Origin of the sequence: Pandoraea terrae (assembly GCF_902459695.1) — a bacterium.
Taxonomy (GTDB): domain Bacteria; phylum Pseudomonadota; class Gammaproteobacteria; order Burkholderiales; family Burkholderiaceae; genus Pandoraea; species Pandoraea terrae.
On record NZ_CABPRZ010000008.1, the window covers coordinates 58,309 to 75,853 of the forward strand.

Below are 17,545 nucleotides of genomic sequence, written 5' to 3' on the forward strand. Positions count from 1 at the left end.
TCGATCATGAACGTCAACGAGAAATTCTGCGGGGCCGAGCCGGCATCCATGGTAGCCGACTGTTTTACGGATCCGAGCACCTGGGAGCGCGCCGACGCGCAGTGGGGCAGCCATGAACGGAAGGCGTTGGTGTGCCGCCGGGTACGCAACGAGACGCACGATGTCCGGACGTTTGTTTTCAGCTCTGAGGACAAGCGGGCATTCGGCCATGAGCCGGGTCAGTTCATTACGGTGTCGGTCGACATCAACGGAGAAGCGGTCAGCCGCTGCTACACCATTTCGTCGCCGCCGACGCGGCCGTACACGCTGTCGATCACGGTCAAGCGTACGCCCGGCGGGATCATGTCGAACTGGTTGCATGACAACATGAAACCCGGTGTCGTGCTACACGCGTTCGGTCCGGCCGGCATTTTCACGCCGGCTTCCGCGCCGGCCGGGAAATTGCTGTATCTGTCCGCCGGCTCGGGCGTGACGCCGCTGATGTCGATGACCCGAGCTGCATTCGATCTCGGATTGAACCGGGACATCGTGTTCGTTCATAGCGCGAGAACGCCCGATGACATTATCTTCCGCGACGAACTGACCAAGCTGAGTGCGGAGGCCGACAACCTCAAAGTCATTCACGTGTGCGAAGGTGTGGGAACCGAGGCTGACTGGCGCGGCCCGACCGGCAGGCTGAGTCTTGAACTGTTGGAAAAGCACGTGCCGGACTTTCGGGGGCGCGAGGTGTTTACCTGCGGCCCTGCCGGCTATATGAATGCCGTGAAGGAAGTCCTGCTGCGGGGCGGCCATGATCCCGCCCGGTACCATCAGGAAAGCTTCAATTTTGCTGAAACGGTGGAGCCGGTCGCAGAAATCGACGCCGCACCGCAAAACACGGAGCAATCGACCGGCGGCACTTATACGGTCCGTCTTGCGAAGTCGGGAAAGACGTTCACGATGAGTAGCTCCGAGACGGTGCTCGCTGCCGCACGAAAGGCAGGCGCCGCGCTGCCGTCCTCATGTGCCCAGGGCATTTGTGGAACATGCAAGACTGCAGTGCTCGAGGGTACCGTCGACATGAAGCACAACGGCGGGATTCGGCAGCGGGAAATCGATAAAGGTTTCCGTTTGATGTGCTGCAGCCGTCCTACGTCTGATCTCGTGCTGGACCTGTAGAGAAACTCAGGGTCGTCAGAACCCGCAAGTGGCGAGCAACACAAGGAGACATTACCGTGTCAAAGGCTCTTCCCTCCATACCTTCTGCGCCTGTGCACCGCACAACAGCGCTGTCCGGCAAGCACCGAAAATTCCTGACGAAGCTCACTGGCGTGATTTCAGGCGGGATGTTCATTGATGGTTTTATCCTTGGTTGCATTGGAATCGTCATGCCAGCCATTACCGACGACTTGCATCTATCCGTCGTCTGGCAGGGATTGATTGGTGCGTCGGCGCTTATCGGCATCTTCATCGGAGGCCCACTCGGGGGGGCGCTGGCCGACAGGGTAGGGCGGCGGCCAATGTTCACAATCGATCTGGCAATTTTCGTGGTCGGGTCAGTTGCGCAGTTCTTCGTTACCGACGCCTGGCAACTCTTTGCCGTGCGCGTATTGATGGGTATTGCAATCGGCGCCGATTACTCGATAGGGTGGCCACTGCTCGCGGAATTCGCTCCGGCACGCCTGCGGGGTAAACTGCTTGCGGTTCTCGAGTTGGCTTGGTATTTGGGGTACCTCATCTCCTACGCAGTCGGCTACGGGTTAACCGTCTCCTCGATGGCTGGCTGGCACGTGATCCTGGGCTTGAGTACGATCCCGACGGTCATCGTCTTCCTGCTGCGTCTTGGAACTCCCGAGTCTCCGCGATGGCTGATGAGTCAGGGCCGAATCGACGAGGCGAAAGCGCTTGCAGCGGAGCACATGGAGCACGACGAGCAGAGCGATCTTCAGCTGCAAAGAACCATGGGGAAGCAGGGATTCGGTCGCCTATTCTCCGCTGATTACATCAAAACCACGATTTTCGTTTCGATCTTCTGGGTATGTAACGTCACTCCGTACTTTGCTATCGGCTCTTTCGCGCCGATCGTCCTGGAGCGGCTCGGCCTCAAGGAAGGGCTGTCGGGCGGCCTGGTTCTCAACGGGGTCGCTGTTTTGGGTACGATCATCGCGGTGGTATTCATCGAGCGAGTCGGTCGACGCAAGCTGGCTATTCCACCTTTCTTCATTTCCACAGTTGCGCTGATTTGCGTTGCTTTGCTTTCTCACGCCTCGTCCACCATCATTCTCATCTGCTTCTTTACTTTCTCTCTGGTGAACGCAATCTCCACGACGCTGACTGGCGTCTATCCTGGCGAGGTGTTTCCTACCGAAATTCGAGGTATAGGTGTCGGATTCGCAACAGCCTTTTCTCGCATCGGGGCTGCCATGGGGACGTTTCTCCTGCCTCTGGTCATCAGCGCCCTCGGCATCAGCGCGGCGATGCTCATGGCGGCAGGCATCAGCCTCGTCGGTGGCATCGTTTCATACGTGCTCGCACCGGAGACCAAGGGCAAATTGCTGAGCGAAGTGTCAGCTCCCCAGCGAAGCGAGTCCGGTCGCTCTGCGATCTGAAATCGGCTCCGCGACATCGAACGTGCGCGGACGCTCCTGCCGTTCAGGAGCATGTTTGAATGGGACTTTGCTGAAGCCTTTTGGCCCTACCGAAGGGGGCAGGTCAACGCGGACGCACTATTTTCACAGTCTTGACTCTCAAGGCGCGCACGAATCAAGGCGATGAGGGTATCAACATCTGCTTCATTGTTAAACAAACCGAACGAAACGCGGATTCCATCTCGCTCTGGGGAAACCCGAACATTGTGTTTGGCGAAATACGGTATCCAATCCATGGGGAGCATCAGCACGTAGATATGGGCACGATGTCGTCGGTCTCTGGGACCAGCCAGTCCAACCCCAAGCGCATCCAGTCCCGCAATCAGCTTGTCACCCAAATTGATGACGTGGGCTTCAATACTTTGCGTGCCGATATCGGTAATTAACGTTAACGAGGCGCCGAGCGCATGAATATCCGGAAGATTGAAATTCCCCAACTCGAATCGTCTTGCGCCGGGGCGCAGGGCCAAGTCGTCAGGGCGCGCAATGAAATCAGCCGGCGGATTCTCCAAACCGGCGGTGGCAAGGTATGCCGGATGCAATTCAGATAGATTTCGGTCAACGTACAGGAACCCCAATCCCTGCGGCACCAGCAATCCTTTATGGCAGCCGGCCGCTAACATCGAAACGCCCATCGCTTTCACGTCGATCGGCAAGACACCCACAGATTGCATTGCATCGACGACCAGGTAGAGCCGCCGGCTCTTACATAATGTGCCGATGGACGCGATATCGTGACGCTGGCCTGCGTGAAACGTAACGTGAGAAAGAGAGATGACGCGTGTACGACTATCGATATGGGGCGCGAACGTTTCCGCCGACGCGACGTCCGTCTCAAGCTTGATGAAACGAATATCAACGCCCTTACGCTTGAGATTCAGCCAGGCGTAAGCATTGTTAGGATGGTCACCCTCAATCATAAGCACGTTGTCACCCGGCTTGAGGTCGATGGCGTTTGCCGCGATATTCAAGCCCTCAGACGTGTTTTTGGTGTAAGCAATCTCATCGGGGGCCGCCCCAATAAAGTTCGCGAGGCGGGCGCGTACGACTTCCACGCGCTCCAGCCAAACTGGCTTAGGGCCCGCCATCTCGTAGCCTTCCGTGAAGAACTGCTCCAGTGCTGCGCGCACCCGAATACATAGAGGAGTCTGGTGGGCTGAATCCAGGTAGAGCATTCGGTTAGTGACGGGAAACTCGATGCGGATTGCCGTGTTGTCAAGAAAGTTCGTCATGGAGGGCTCTGAGCGACTACGTGCGACATGTGTCGCGAATGGAAAAAGGTGCATCCGGATAGTTCGACTGGCGTGAAGCCACTAGCTGGCACGGGCACGACTAGTGCAGCTTCACGCGAGGCATGCCTACGCGCCTCAAACCATGCACAAGGGAGTCGATAAGCATGCGCCTTACCCCCGCTACCGTGGCGAGGTGCTTACGGTACAGGGCGGCATACATGAATTTGGCAATCAGGCCTTCAATCATGATGCTTCCGCCGATGACACCACCCATTAAGTTGCCAACCGCTGACGCTGCCCCTAACGACACGAGGGAGCCACGGTCGGAGTACTTGAATTCGCGTGGAGAAAAACCGCTCACGCGAGCTCGCAGGGACTTCGCCAGAAACGCCGCTTGCTGGTGCGCTGCCTGCGCGCGGGGTGGCACAAACCGGTCGTCCTTCCAGGAGCAACAAGCACAGTCGCCGAATGCAAAAATGTTTGAATCGGTTTGGCTTTGCAGGCTTCGTGTCACCTTGACCTGGTTAATTCGATTGACCTCGATACCATCCAGGTTTGCCAGCAAATCCGGCGCCTTGATGCCAGCCGCCCATATGGTGATATCTGCCGGCACACACGAACCGCTCTTCGTTGTGACCGAATCCCTATCCACCTTAGTGACAGGGTCTCCGACTGAAACTTGAATGCCAAGCTTTCGCAGAAGGTCAGTCGTTATCGTCGCTACGCGGGGTGACAACGCCGGAAGCAGGCGAGGCCCGGCTTCCAGCAAAGTGATGTTGATATCGCTCTCCTGATTTGCCGCATGGAGACCGAATTTACGAAAAGCCTTCTCCATTCGGCGAAGCTCAGCCGACAGTTCAACACCCGTGGCACCACCCCCAATGATTGCGACGTTGACAACTCCTGGAAAGTTAATTTCGCAGCTTTTTGAGCCCTTCCGGATACAAGTCTGCAGGAGACGCCGCCGTAGCTTCTCTGCTTGCTCTGGCGTATCGAGGGGAATGGCGTTGGCTTGTGCGCCGGGCACACCAAAGAAATGCGTCTGGCTGCCCAAGGCCAATACCAAGTTATCATAGGTCAGCTCTCGAGGTGGAAGAACCTCCTCCCTCGACTCGGCGTCTAATACCGCCGCCAGACGCAGGGATTTGGAGGCTCGGTCCAGCCCGACAAGCTCTCCAAGCGTGAACTCGAAATGATGCCAGTGGGCCTGTGCAGCATATTCCAACTGGTGGGCATTCGTATCCAGGCTGCCCGTTGCCACTTCGTGAAGCAATGGCTTCCAGATATGCGTCGGACAGCGGTCGACGAGTGTCACGTTGGCCCGTCCGGATTTGCCGAGAGTATCGCCAAGACGCGTGGCAAGTTCTAGCCCGCCGGCGCCGCCACCTACGATTACGATGCGATGCATTGCAATGCCTATCAATCCGGTTGGGGCTAGTTGTAGCCGAGGATGGCGATGCCCGAAACGTCAGCGCGGTCCATCACGTTTCCAGCCAACAAAGACGTAGGCGCTTGAAGTAAGCTCATGTACAAAGACGGCTGGCGTTGCTCGCGCGGGCGGCCCGGCGGCGGGGTGAGTTGGCGCTCTGCGTCTCGCGACATCAAGGCATGGATATGTTCATCGAAGTTCATTTGAACACCGGTTGGATGATGGTGGTAATGAGCTGAACAATCGCCAGATGCGTTGCCTCTGGAATGCCATCGACGTTACCGTCAATAACGTTTGTCACCGAGTTAATCAGCCCGACGTCGACTCCTCGGCGGAGCAACGCACTTTCAAGTGCAGGTGTGTGGGCTAGCGGGGGCCTGCCGAGTCGCGCGGCAAATGCGCCGGCGATGGCGTAGCAGCCCCAGTTCGAGCACGCGGCAGTGACCAGTACATCCGCTCCGGTTACGGCACCGATGCCGGGACTGCCGTCCGGGCGAGCGTCACCAAACTTGACATACTTCTGGACGGCTTCAGCAACCACGCCCATGCCGATTTCGTTACCACCGTCGCCGACGGCTACCGTCGGAATGTTCTGCTCTCGCGCCTCATCGAACATGAAATCAATGCGTGCGCGGCCCATCCCGTAGTCAATGCCCCGCATGCTGCAGTAAATTCCGTCGACGTTTCGGCCTACGCGTTCCGTTGAGAAGAAGAGCGCTGGCGTGTACTTGGCGATTAGAGACGTTGCGGCGTCTTTGGCAGCCGCCTCTTCGACGGGAAACGGTTCAACGCATACCACGGCCAAGCTTCCGTCGTCCCGGGCGAGTTTGGCCTGCTCGTACGGCAACACGGTGAGGCCCGCCGTTGTCAGAATTGCTGAGGTCGTTTCAATCAGCGTATCCTCGACGAAGGTGATGCACAGCGCCTTCTTCGCAAGGGAAAGGGCGCGAACCACTGCAGCGAGCCCGGCCGGGCCATCGTTTTCTCCGATGGTCGGTGAAATCCACGCACGGGAAACTGAGCCGGTCGTGACAAATACGTTCGCCCGCTCGGGAATCGCGGCCAGCGCGTCGGCGGCGGCGCCCACAAGCGAGCGGCCCTGCCGTTCCCGGGCTGCTTTGTAAAGGTGTTCCACCCCTCGACCACCCAAATCAAGCGAAACGAGGGCATCCAGACGGTCGTCAATTGCACTGAAGCTTGTTGGGGGCATGGTCATTTCCCGATAATGATTTGCGACAGTGCGGCCCGGTCGTCGATGACCTTTGCCACCTTCGCGAGCGAATCCGTAACGGCGTTGACTACGGCATCGAATCCGCCGACGTGGTCAAGTGCATCCAGCGTCGGTTTGAGTCGCAGCGAAACGCGAGCCCCGGGCTGTCCGTGCGTGTTGACGGTTAGCACGCCATGGTCTTGCAGGAGAATCATCCCCAGTGCGGACGTCGCCTCGCAGGGGGCGACAATCGGTTTCGAGTTCTCTCTTCCGGCGAGCTTGAGCAAGATTCGAAGCACCGAATCTTCGTCAACCATGGGTCCCAAATCGCTTCGTTGAACGAGTTCCTTGCCCAGTTTTTCTTCAAGGGCGTCGGCGAGCTTTTGCCCGGCGGCAGCTTCTTTTCGCAGGTCGTCGGGTTCGTATTTCTTCAGCGAGCGCAACACGGCCGCAGCAATAGGCGCTCGCGCTTCCATGCCAAACTCAGCGCCCTTTGCCGACGCCGCTGTGACCAAATCAGGGCGACCAACCAGGACGCCCGCACGGGGCCCCGAAAGGCCTGCCTTGTCGCAATTCGTAATCGAGATATCGGCGCCGAGCTGCAGGCTCAACTGACCACCATGAAGCACCGTACGAAGACGGGCGCCGTAGGCTTCGTCCAGGAATACCTTGGCGTCCAGCGAGTGTCCGTAATGGACGACTTCGGTCGTAATTCGGTCCTCCAGTCGCTCCAGGCTGCTCGTGACCGTTGTTACTACGACCAGCGACGGTCGATGGGTTTCGATGGCGCCCCGCCAATCCAGGTCGCCTTGAATCTCAACAACCGGGACCCCGGCAATCTTTGAGCCACGAACCACAGAGGCATGCGAACGCCCACCAGGAGGAACCACCGACACAACCGGTTTGCCACTAGCCAACGCAGCGATGGTGGCGATGATGCCGGCACTCGTGCGGTTGAAAGTGGCGACCGCGTCGTCGCCCCTGCCGCCCATATGGCCGACGGCTACCTGACGCAGCTCCTCGGCGGCTAGCCCGGGCCCGACCCATTCCTCACAGAGCGTGGCAATGTCTTCCGGATGAATCGGAAAATCACGTTGATTTCCAGTGAAGACACCGATGGACTCGGCGCCAAGTAGCTTCACCCGCTGCGCGGCAATCGCCTGACCCTGCCGCAACCGAAGCGCTTCGTCGACACTCGAGCGGATAATGGTTCCGCGTGCGAAGCCAACTGTGGGGTCGATTGGGTTACCAAAGCTGTCGGTCTTCACTGCGGGAGTTGGACTCTGCTGCTCTTCTGACTTCACGTCACTCATGACATTCACCTGGTGTTTGGGAATGCGCTGCCCCGTTGCTCCACAGCGCACAAAAATGGGGAACTAGCGAGATATCGAAACGATGCTTCGCAATAATCCAACGAACGCCGTGTGCCCTTGCCACTCGATTCCATCTACAGCCACTTCCGCCTTGGACGTGGCGCCATCACGAGCGCCAGCATTCACAGTGGCTTGAATGAGCGCATGCTCAGTGCACTGCGAGTGCAATAGGTCTGGTTGATTCATTTGCGAAGCGAGCGCGGCCGCGACGCCGTAAGCGCCCCAGTTCGATACCGATGCGCTTACCACGACATCAGTGGCTGTAATCGTCACGACACCAGACGGGTGTCCCGCATGAGACCGCCCGCCGTACGGATGTGCCGCCGTGATTTCGTCGCGAACAGCCCCGAAGCCAACTTCGTTTCCGCCGTCGCCAATGCCAATGGTGAGTGCGCCGGCTTTACGGGCGAGGTCCGCCAGGAGGTACACGTGACCTACATCGTCAGGATGTCGGCAGTCACCGCGCACACCGTGAAAAAATCCTTCTCTGTTCGGTCCGTCGCGTTCCACGAAAATCACGACGCGAGGACGATACTTCTCCATTAGTTCGTCCGCAAACTGCTGCCCGCATGGCAAGCCCAGCGGGAAGCACTCCGTCGTTATAGGAGGATGGCCTGTCAACTCGTCGCTTACGACGCGTGCCACGGCGTCGACCGGCGCCGCGTGAGCGTCCTCGGTCACCATTACGGTGCGCACACCAAAGCCAAGCATCAACGCACGCGCCAATACCGCAGCACCTACGGGGCCGTCCGTTTCGCCATTTGGCAGTTTCGGTGGGGTTCCCGCACCGGTGGCAATGAATACGACATCGTCCTTGGCGAGCGTTTCTCGGAGGCGGCGAGCTGCCAATGAACTGAGTGGCTCACCGTGATATGCCCGGCAGACTGAGTACATCGGGACAACATAGCCTGGCGGGAGACCGCCGCTCAGGGGGCGAATCTCGACCGTCATAAGACGGTCGATACGCTCTCCGGTGATTTGGTCGGGTAGCGGAGTCACTTCTTCGTCTCGTTACTGGTCAATACGCGCGCGGTACGTCTCTTTGACGAGAAGCACGCAAATCAGGGAAATCACTGCCGCTACGACCACATACCACGACACCGACGCTGAACTTCCACTACGCGCTACCAGCCACGCTGCAATCAGCGGTGTTGGAGCGCTAGAGATGATTCCAGACAGTTGGTAGGCCGTCGAAGAGCCAGAGAAGCGATATCGCGTCGGGTACTGTTCCGCGTAAATCACGCCGTGCAGAGACCCCGTCGCAGCGTGACCGATACCAAGGCCGAGTGACAGCGCCAACGTGATGAGGACCGGGTTCGCCGTATCGAGCAGCCAGAACAACGGGAACGCGTACACGCCGAAGAAGATGGCGCCAAATCCGTAGACGACACGCCGCCCAACCTTGTCGGACAGCCACCCAAAGAACGGCTGCATGAACAAGTCGACCGCCGCTGCGACCAACAAGCCGGTAGAGGCAACGCTGCGAGGCAGATGGAGCGTGCCCGTGATGTAGGTAAGCGCATAGACGGTAATGAGGAAGTAACCGACGTTTGCTACGGTCTGGAAGAAAACCATAATCAACGTTTTCTTCTTTTCGTTCTTCCACACCTCCAACAAGGGCGCGCGCGACACGTTGCCTGTACTTTTCACCTTTTCAAATGCGGGGGGCTCGGAAACCTGCAGGCGGATATACATGCCGACAAGCAGCAGTGCCAGGCTGAAGATGAACGGGATGCGCCATCCCCACGAGAAGAACTGCTCATCAGGCAGAGCGGAAACCAGCGCAAATGCACCTGTGGAAACGAGCAATCCCGCAGGCACGCCCATCTGCATCGTGCTCCCGAACAGGCCCCTACGGCCCTCGGGGGCATGCTCCACAGACATGAGCGCTGCACCACCCCATTCACCACCAAGGGCAAAACCCTGAATTACCCGCAACAAGATGAGGAGTGCGGGGCTCCAATGCCCAATGGCGTCCTGCGTGGGCAGGAAGCCGATGGCGGCAGTACAAAGACCCATCACCAGCAACGTGAAGACCAACATCTTCTTTCGCCCCATCTGGTCGCCGAAATGGCCGATGACCATGCCGCCCAGAGGACGCAAGATGAATGCGACGGCGAACGATGCCATCGATGCCAGGGTGGCCAGCTCCGGCGACAAGTCGTTGAAGAAGACCTTAGGAAAAACAAGTGCCGCTGCGGTACCGTAGAGAAAGTAGTCGTACCATTCGACCGTCGTGCCAATGAACGAGCTGAATGCCGCCCGGGTCGATACCCCATGCGTGCTCTTCGCTCCGTTCGAACTTGCTATGTTGAGATTTGCATTCACGTTGAACCCCACCCCTCTCCAATCTGTGAGAGCAGTCCGGTCCCTTGCCGGACTGCCTATTTATCGCTCAGTCAGACGTTGATGGTCACGCTCTTTCGCGAGGTGTAAGCCTCGAGCGCGCCCTCGATCGAATACTCGGAGCCGATACCGCTTTGCTTCGCGCCGCCGTAGGACATGCCCGGAATCTGGCCGCCAGCGCGGTTGACCTGGAGCCAGCCGGCATCGATACGCTCGGTCACACGCATTGCCGTCGTCAGGTCGTTCGTGAACACGTATGCGGCAAGGCCGTAGACCGTGTCATTCGCCCACTTCAGGACTTCGTCCTCGTCAGTCCAGGGGATGGCCACAAGGACCGGGCCGAAGACTTCCTCACGGGTAACGCGCCAGCTGTTGTTCACGCCGGAAAAAATCACCGGCTCAGGGAAGAAGCCCTTGGCGTCTTCGGCCTTCGGCGGGAGAGCGCCGGTCAGTACAGTTGCGCCGTTGTTGATGGCTTCTTCAATAAACGCGCGAACTTCGGAATAGCGTTCAGCGTTGATGATGGCGCCGATGTCGTTGGACTCGTCGAGCGCGTCACCAATCTTCATTTCCCTGACCTTTGCGACAAGCTTGGTCATTACCGGCTCCCACACCTCCCTGTGAACGTACAGACGTGAACCTGCCGTACACGACTGCCCCTGGCGAGCAAAGCGCATCGCGTTGACGATGCCAGTGACCGTCGCTTCGATGTGTTCCGGGGAGGCGGCGTCCGGATACACGATGCACGGACTCTTGCCGCCGAGCTCGAGCGTGGAGCGTGCAATGCGGTCTGCAACAGCATGGCTGACGAGCTTGCCCACCTCCAGCGAACCGGTGAAGGAGACCTTGGCGACATTCGGGTGTGCGGACAGCGGCGCACCTGCGTCGAGACCGGTACCGGTAACGACGTTAAACACGCCGGCCGGGAACAAGTCGGCTGCCAGCTCCGCGATTTTGATAACCGCCAACGGTGCGTCTTCCGCTGGCTTGAGTACTAGCGTATTGCCAGTGCCCAAGGCCATGCCAATTTTCACAGCGGCTAGCACGACCGGCGAATTCCAGGGAATGATGGCGCCGACGACGCCGAGCGGCTCGCGGGTCGAATAGCTGAAAATGCCAGGGCCGAGCGGAAGGGTTTCACCTTTTTGCTCGGCCACCACGCCACCGTAGTACCGCAGGACTTCTGCCGCACCCAAGACTTCCGGACGGCTTTGAGTGCGCAGAGCGTTGCCGCTTTCGGCGGCGAGTACGCGCGCAATCTCTTCAGCGTTGGCGGTGACACGATTGCCCAGTTCGGTCAGCAGGGCACCGCGCGCACGGGACGCTAGACGACGCCACTTCGGGAAAGCTGCACTAGCTGCGGCGACGGCAGCGTTCACATCGTCGACATCGCTTGCGCCAATCGTTGCGATTTTGGTTCGGCGCGAGGGATTTTCCACATCCAGGGTCTTGCCCTTCGTCGGCGAGCTCCATTCACCGTTAATCAGAAGGCCGGTGATGCCTGCTTTGGGAAGAACGATTTCAGTGGCAACGTTGCCGGTAAGTGTGTTCACGTTGATTCCTCTTGATTTCAATTTATTGACTGCGCCGACGGCAGGCTCAGGCGCACGCCGAGCAGCGCTTCGTAGAGTTCATTGACGCTGGTCGAGTCTTTGCCACCCAAGCCTTTCGCTCGCGCGGCGTTGTACGTTTGCAAAACCAGTTGCCCCAGCGGCATCGGCAGATTTGAGAATTCGTCAAGGCACAATTTGATGTCCTTGTGCATCAGGTCGATTGCGAAGTTCGCCGGACGCTCTTGGGTGAAGAGCGTCTTCGGCAGGTAGTCGAGCATCTTGCTGCCGGCCAAGCCTGCGGTCAGCACTTCGCACAGGACTTCGAGGTTCGCGCCAGCCTTTACGCTTGCGGTAAGGACTTCACCCAAGGCCACCGTATTGATGGCAGTCAGCAGGTTGTGGCTGAGTTTGGTAAGTTGGCCGGCCCCAGTGGGGCCGCAATGGACAACGCGACCCGCAAGCACGTCGAACACCGGATGCAGCTTTTGCAGAACATCGGCGGAGCCACCGACCATCAGCACCAGCTTGCCATTCTCGGCACCTGCGACGCCGCCGCTGACTGGCGAGTCCACGAAATGGACGCCCTGTTTGGCCGCTATTGCGGCGATTTCCTTGGTCGTTGCCGGGTCGACGGTGCTGAAGTCAACAATAATCGAGCCGTCAGAAGCCGATTTCAGAACACCGGTTTCGCCAAGAACGGCGTCCCGCAGGGTCTTGGGGCTCGGGAGACTAAGCAGGATTCTTTCGGCGCCTTGGGCGGCTTCCGCTGGGCTTCGGGAAGCAATCGCACCTTTCGACGCGAGCGCCTCGACCGCGGCCTGGCTCGGGTCGTACACACGCACTTCATGTCCTGCGGCGACCAACCGAGCAGCCATCCGGCCTCCCATGCGTCCCACACCGATGAATGCAACTTTCATTTCAACTTTCTCCAACGAAAACCTGGTTATCAGGGCCGATTCGACGTGAGCGGGGGATGTCCGCAAACCCATGCCAATCAAGTGTTTCCTTTCTGTTTCGGCGCGGGATACGTGTCGGTGAGTTGAAATATAGGCAGACAAATTTAGAAAAAAAAGACGACACTTTTTGACGGCATAGGAAACTATCACTTACCATTTAACCCGCCGGTCAATTCGTTGGGGATTGGATATGCTTCATCTTGCGCGTTTGCGGTTATTGCACGAGCTCTCCGTGCTGGGCACCATTTCCGCCGTGGCCGATGCGGTCCACTTGACGAGGCCCGCTGTCTCGCAACAGCTGGCTCAGTTGGAGGAGGACTTGGATACGGTCTTGATCGAGCGCTCTGGAAGAGGTGTTCAACTCACGCCTGCTGGCCGGCGCCTGGTGGCGCGTGCGACTGACCTGTTCGCCCTGGTCGAAGATATCGAAGCCGAGGTCGCAGCAGCCAACGTCGAGGTGGCCGGCGAGGTCAGGATGTCAGCATTTGGTTCGCTGGCAAGCACAGTGGTGCCGCGTGCAATAAGTCAGTTGCTTGAGCAACACCCAAAACTGAGCGTGATATTCACGGAACTTGAGCCATCCGAAGGGCTGCGAGCCGCAGCAGCCAAACAGACGGACCTGGCTATCGTCGACGATTTGGTCAACGCTGAAGCACTCGCTGACGTCTTGGAGTTCAACACCCTGTGCGTTGACCATTTTGACGCGGTGGTATCGGCGGACCATAAGCTCGCAGGGCGCAAGTCAATCCAATTGTCGGACTTGGCTCATGAGCGCTGGGCCCTGAATCAATCGGCGTCCACTTACCACACGTTCTTGCTGAATGCCTGCTATGCGGCGGGCTTCACGCCCAAAGTAACAGCGAGTAGTCGAAACACGGCCGTGACATTAGAAATGGTACGAACCGGCTGCGTTGTAGCCGTGCTTCCTCGCCTCGCTCTCAAGCTGGCGGAGACTGATGCAGATTTTTCCGTCATTCCCATTTCCCCCGTACTCAACCGTCGGGTCTTCGTTGCACTTCCAAGAGGAACCGCAAAACGGCCTGCGGTAGCCGCTGTGCTTGACGCATTGCAACTGGCGGCGACGGAAGTCGTGTGAAGTGAGGCGTGCCCTCGAACGTTGGGCAATGCATGCACGTGCCATAGGTGAGCAGACCCTAGGATATTCCCTTAGCAACGAGGCGAGGGATGGGGGAAATTTACGGTGCATCCCGAGCGCAACACTCGGATGAATGAAATGTATTTCTTGCGGCGTCGGCTCCAAAAGCCGCATGAAATCTGGCCCTCTCTTTGGAACCGGGCTCGCCCTGAAGCAACAAACTTCCCGCCAACAAGTGTTGTTTGGTAAGTATTTCTTTCTTATCTGGAAAGAAATGGTCGTCTTTTTTTCTGCTTTTTGACTGCCTAGAGTTCCCTTACACCCACCTCGGGTGTTCATCCACTCAATTGGTTGCCGGCACCCAACAACAAGTCGTGCGCGAACCACAGTCAGAAGGAGTTCGGGGCATGTTGCAAAGACTCACACAGGCAGTTTTATTTGTTGCGGCGAGTGCATTCACGCTCTCCACCAACGCGAGTGCAGCGGACACACTGGCAAAAATCAAGAGCACCGGTGAAATCCGCCTCGGCGTTCGAGACGCTTCTGTCCCGTTCTCGTTCCTCGACCAGAACCAGAGCTACGTCGGATTCTCCGTCGACCTTTGTCACAAGGTCGTGGATAAGGTCAAACAAACGCTCAGCATTCCGGCGCTCAAAGTGACCAACGTTCCCGTCACGTCGGCGAATCGCATTGCCCTCGTCAACAACGGCAACGTTGACATTGAATGTGCCAGCACCGCGAACAGCCTCGACCGTCAGAAGCAAGTTGGATTCTCGGTCGCGACTTTTGTGAGCCACACGCGTTGGCTGGTTAAGGCCAGCGCCGGGGTGAGGTCTGCTGCTGACTTGAAAGGCAAGACTGTTGTCTACACGCAGGGGTCGAATGCACTGGGATTTGCAAAGGAAATCAGCGAGAAGAACAACCTGGACCTCAAGTTCATTCCCGCGCATGACCATGGCGAATCCATGCTTGTGCTGGAAAACGGACGCGCCGCAGCATTCATTGAAGATGACATTCTGCTGGCCGCCAAAAAAGCGGACGCAAAGGACCCCGGCGCATTCACCTTTCTACCGGAGTCATACAACTCGCTCTACTACGGCCTGATGATTTCGAAGGATGACCCTGCCTTCAAGAAGGTCGTCGACGACACGCTTAAGGCGCTGATGAGCTCGGGCGAGTTCGACCAGATTTACAAGAAGTGGTTTGAGGGCTCCATCCCGCCACGTGGCATCAAGCTCAACTTCCCGATGAGCCAGGACCTCAAGGAGCGCGTCAAGGCTCCGAGCGATAAGGTCCCCGCGTAAGCACTCCTGTCCGCACGGGCAGCCGGGGCTGCCCTCACTCATCAACCTGTCATGCAATTGCTATTCGAAACTACCATCGACGGTGGACGTTACATCGACTGGCTGCTCTCGGGGCTTCGCTGGACGATGTTTCTGTGGTTTGGTGGAGCCGTCATCGCGACCACTTTCGGCATCGTGATTGGATGTGGTCGGACTGCCCGCAGTGCAACGTTCCGCTTCCTGTCTCGTGCGTATGTGCAAGTATTTCGAAATGTTCCATTGTTGGTCCAAGCATTCCTCTGGTATTTCGTTCTACCAGAACTGTTGCCGACACAAATCGGAACGGCCATCAAGCAGATGCCCCCACCGTGGGCAAGCTTGCTGCCGGCGTTGGTGGCCGTCGGTTTGTACACCGGCGCCCGGGTCGCAGAGCAAATTCGCTCGGGCATCCAATCGTTGCCGAGCGGCCAGCGGGAGGCAGCGTTCGCCTTGGGGCTATCCGGCTTCACCACCTATTCATGCGTTCTCGTGCCGCAGGCGTTGCGCACGATGGCCCCCTCGCTGACCAGTGAGGCCCTCGCACTTCTGAAAAACACTTCCGTGGCAATGACGATTGGTCTGCTGGAGCTTACCGCGCAAGCCCAGCAAATGAATGAGTTCACGTTCCGTACCTTCGAATCGTTTAGCGCGGTGACATTGACGTACTTCGCATTGTCGCTTGTTATCTACTGGTGTGCCGAGCTCATCATTAGGCGTTTCGCTACGACGCGGAAACATCCTGGCCTGCGCAACACCCCGGAGAGAACATGATGTCTTTTGACTTCAGTGCGATTGTGGCGGCGCTTCCGTATCTTGGAAAGGGCATGCTGTTTACGCTGCAACTCACAATAGTTGCCTTTCTTGGTGGTCTGCTGATGGGTACGGTACTGGCGGTGCTACGTCATATCCAGATGCCAATTCTGGACAAGGTCATCTGGGCATACGTGACTGTGATGCGGTCCATCCCCCTCATTATGGTCCTGTTCTGGTTCTTCTTTTTGGTGCCTGTCGTTCTGCGGGCGTTGTCGCCTACAGGGATGTCGGTATCCGTTAGCCCCCAATTGACGGCATTCGTGACCTACACGCTGTTCGAGGCCGCATATTTCTGCGAAATCATTCGCTCGGGCTTACTGTCGGTGCCGCGCGGCCAGTATGAGGGTGCCAAGGCACTCGGCCTATCGACATGGCACACGTTCACGCTGGTTATCGTGCCGCAGGCGCTAAAGGCAGTTGTGCCCGTCATGGTGACCCAAGCAGTCATCCTGTTTCAAGACACGTCACTGGTGTATGTACTCTCACTTACCGACTTCGTCGGCGCTGCCTCGAAGATTGCGCAGCGAGACGGGAAGCTCGTTGAGTTCTACACCTTCGCGGCAGTCGTCTACTTCGTCGCGTGCTCGCTGTTTGCGGAAATCTCCGACTATCTGCGTAACAAGCGGCAGGCGCGCGGCTCGCTCCGCGTTCCGTCTGCCGTCGCTGCAAATGTTGGCACCTAAAGAATACCGTGCATGCCAGGAGCTTGAATTGAACTCGACTGATATTCCTGTGGTGGAGCTTGCCGCGCTGACCAAGAAGTTTGGGACACACACGGTGCTCCATGACGTAAACCTGAAAGTCTATGCCGGGCAAAAGGTCGTAATTTGTGGCCCATCGGGGTCAGGGAAATCAACTCTCATCCGTTGCATTAATGGCCTCGAGGACATCGATGGCGGCGAAGTGGTAGTGCGCGACCCGCAAAGCGGCGAGCGGTATAGCAAATCGCTCGACGTGCGTCGTCATGTCGGGATGGTGTTCCAGAGTTTCAACCTTTTCCCTCACTACAGCGTGCTCAAGAACTGCATGCTGGCGCCAATGAAGGTTGGGGGTCTAAACCACGAGAGGGCCGAGCAGATTGCCTTGGCGCTGCTGAATAAGGTGCGCGTTGGCAATCAAGCTGACAAGTACCCTCCGCAGCTTTCGGGGGGGCAACAGCAGCGTGTAGCCATTGCTCGAGCCCTCTGCATGAGCCCGTCGGTAATGCTCTTTGACGAGCCGACCTCGGCCCTTGACCCCGAGATGGTGAAGGAGGTGTTGGATACTATGGTGACGCTTGCAGCAGAAGGAATGACCATGCTGTGCGTGACTCACGAAATGTCTTTCGCGCGCCGAGTGGCTGACCGAATTATCTTTGTGGACGGTGGAAGAATTGTGGTGGACGCCCCGCCGGATGAGTTCTTCGGCGATGCAACGCATCCTCGGGTACGGGAATTTCTTGGACAAGTTTTGACCCCGGTGTGATGCGAGCAACTCAGCCGATGCGAGCCTTGCCCCGCATGCGTTGTCTCGAACTATTAGCATCGAGTCGGGGTGTCGCATATGTTTCTCCTGAAGGGCTTCTGGCAAGGTCCCCCCAGGCGTCTAA

16 protein-coding genes are annotated in these 17,545 nt (G+C 58.0%); 7 read left to right on the forward strand and 9 right to left on the reverse strand.

Annotated features, from left to right (window positions below):
- The first annotated feature begins 6 nt into the window (after nucleotides 1-6).
- Complete coding sequence (locus PTE30175_RS11270) at nucleotides 7-1,158, forward strand: FAD-binding oxidoreductase (protein WP_150697297.1); 1,152 nt, start codon at nucleotides 7-9, stop codon at nucleotides 1,156-1,158.
- A 56-nt stretch (nucleotides 1,159-1,214) separates the two neighbouring features.
- On the forward strand, nucleotides 1,215-2,588 hold the full coding sequence (locus tag PTE30175_RS11275; RefSeq protein WP_224788711.1) for an MFS transporter: 1,374 nt from the start codon (nucleotides 1,215-1,217) through the stop codon (nucleotides 2,586-2,588).
- Nucleotides 2,589-2,674: 86 nt separating this feature from the next.
- On the opposite strand, the gene PTE30175_RS11280 is transcribed toward PTE30175_RS11275, so the two are convergent.
- From PTE30175_RS11280 to PTE30175_RS11320, 9 genes are all read right to left on the reverse strand, one after another.
- Entirely contained in the window at nucleotides 2,675-3,859 is a 1,185-nt protein-coding gene (locus PTE30175_RS11280; protein ID WP_150697151.1) for an aminotransferase class V-fold PLP-dependent enzyme, read from the reverse strand.
- A gap of 100 nt (nucleotides 3,860-3,959) precedes the next feature.
- Complete coding sequence (locus PTE30175_RS11285) at nucleotides 3,960-5,267, reverse strand: NAD(P)/FAD-dependent oxidoreductase (protein WP_150697152.1); 1,308 nt, start codon at nucleotides 5,265-5,267, stop codon at nucleotides 3,960-3,962.
- Nucleotides 5,268-5,293: 26 nt separating this feature from the next.
- The gene (locus tag PTE30175_RS11290) at nucleotides 5,294-5,491 is read right to left on the reverse strand and encodes a hypothetical protein (RefSeq protein ID WP_150697153.1); all 198 of its coding nucleotides are present in this window, start codon (nucleotides 5,489-5,491) and stop codon (nucleotides 5,294-5,296) included.
- Nucleotides 5,488-6,498, reverse strand: coding sequence for a glutamate cyclase domain-containing protein (locus PTE30175_RS11295; protein WP_150697154.1), 1,011 nt, complete (start codon nucleotides 6,496-6,498; stop codon nucleotides 5,488-5,490). The genes PTE30175_RS11290 and PTE30175_RS11295 overlap by 4 nt, the downstream gene beginning before the upstream one ends.
- A gap of 2 nt (nucleotides 6,499-6,500) precedes the next feature.
- The gene (locus tag PTE30175_RS11300) at nucleotides 6,501-7,811 is read right to left on the reverse strand and encodes a selenocysteine synthase (protein WP_150697155.1); all 1,311 of its coding nucleotides are present in this window, start codon (nucleotides 7,809-7,811) and stop codon (nucleotides 6,501-6,503) included.
- A gap of 63 nt (nucleotides 7,812-7,874) precedes the next feature.
- The gene (locus PTE30175_RS11305) at nucleotides 7,875-8,870 is read right to left on the reverse strand and encodes a glutamate cyclase domain-containing protein (RefSeq protein WP_150697156.1); all 996 of its coding nucleotides are present in this window, start codon (nucleotides 8,868-8,870) and stop codon (nucleotides 7,875-7,877) included.
- A 12-nt stretch (nucleotides 8,871-8,882) separates the two neighbouring features.
- Nucleotides 8,883-10,199 carry an MFS transporter gene (locus PTE30175_RS11310; protein WP_224788712.1) on the reverse strand — a complete coding sequence of 439 codons (1,317 nt, stop codon included), beginning with the start codon at nucleotides 10,197-10,199 and terminating at the stop codon, nucleotides 8,883-8,885.
- A gap of 71 nt (nucleotides 10,200-10,270) precedes the next feature.
- Complete coding sequence (locus tag PTE30175_RS11315) at nucleotides 10,271-11,770, reverse strand: aldehyde dehydrogenase family protein (RefSeq protein WP_224788713.1); 1,500 nt, start codon at nucleotides 11,768-11,770, stop codon at nucleotides 10,271-10,273.
- A 17-nt stretch (nucleotides 11,771-11,787) separates the two neighbouring features.
- On the reverse strand, nucleotides 11,788-12,702 hold the full coding sequence (locus PTE30175_RS11320; protein WP_224788714.1) for an NAD(P)-dependent oxidoreductase: 915 nt from the start codon (nucleotides 12,700-12,702) through the stop codon (nucleotides 11,788-11,790).
- A 214-nt stretch (nucleotides 12,703-12,916) separates the two neighbouring features.
- Between PTE30175_RS11320 and PTE30175_RS11325 the strand changes: the two genes are divergently transcribed.
- From PTE30175_RS11325 to PTE30175_RS11345, 5 genes are all read left to right on the forward strand, one after another.
- Complete coding sequence (locus PTE30175_RS11325; RefSeq protein ID WP_150697158.1) at nucleotides 12,917-13,822, forward strand: LysR family transcriptional regulator; 906 nt, start codon at nucleotides 12,917-12,919, stop codon at nucleotides 13,820-13,822.
- A gap of 407 nt (nucleotides 13,823-14,229) precedes the next feature.
- Nucleotides 14,230-15,126, forward strand: a complete 897-nt coding sequence (locus PTE30175_RS11330) for an amino acid ABC transporter substrate-binding protein (RefSeq protein ID WP_150697301.1) — start codon at nucleotides 14,230-14,232, stop codon at nucleotides 15,124-15,126.
- Between the two features lie 51 nt (nucleotides 15,127-15,177).
- Complete coding sequence (locus PTE30175_RS11335; RefSeq protein WP_150697159.1) at nucleotides 15,178-15,915, forward strand: amino acid ABC transporter permease; 738 nt, start codon at nucleotides 15,178-15,180, stop codon at nucleotides 15,913-15,915.
- Complete coding sequence (locus PTE30175_RS11340) at nucleotides 15,912-16,640, forward strand: amino acid ABC transporter permease (RefSeq protein WP_150697160.1); 729 nt, start codon at nucleotides 15,912-15,914, stop codon at nucleotides 16,638-16,640. The genes PTE30175_RS11335 and PTE30175_RS11340 overlap by 4 nt, the downstream gene beginning before the upstream one ends.
- Nucleotides 16,627-17,421 carry an amino acid ABC transporter ATP-binding protein gene (locus tag PTE30175_RS11345; RefSeq protein WP_460940335.1) on the forward strand — a complete coding sequence of 265 codons (795 nt, stop codon included), beginning with the start codon at nucleotides 16,627-16,629 and terminating at the stop codon, nucleotides 17,419-17,421. The genes PTE30175_RS11340 and PTE30175_RS11345 overlap by 14 nt, the downstream gene beginning before the upstream one ends.
- Nucleotides 17,422-17,545 lie beyond the last annotated feature (124 nt).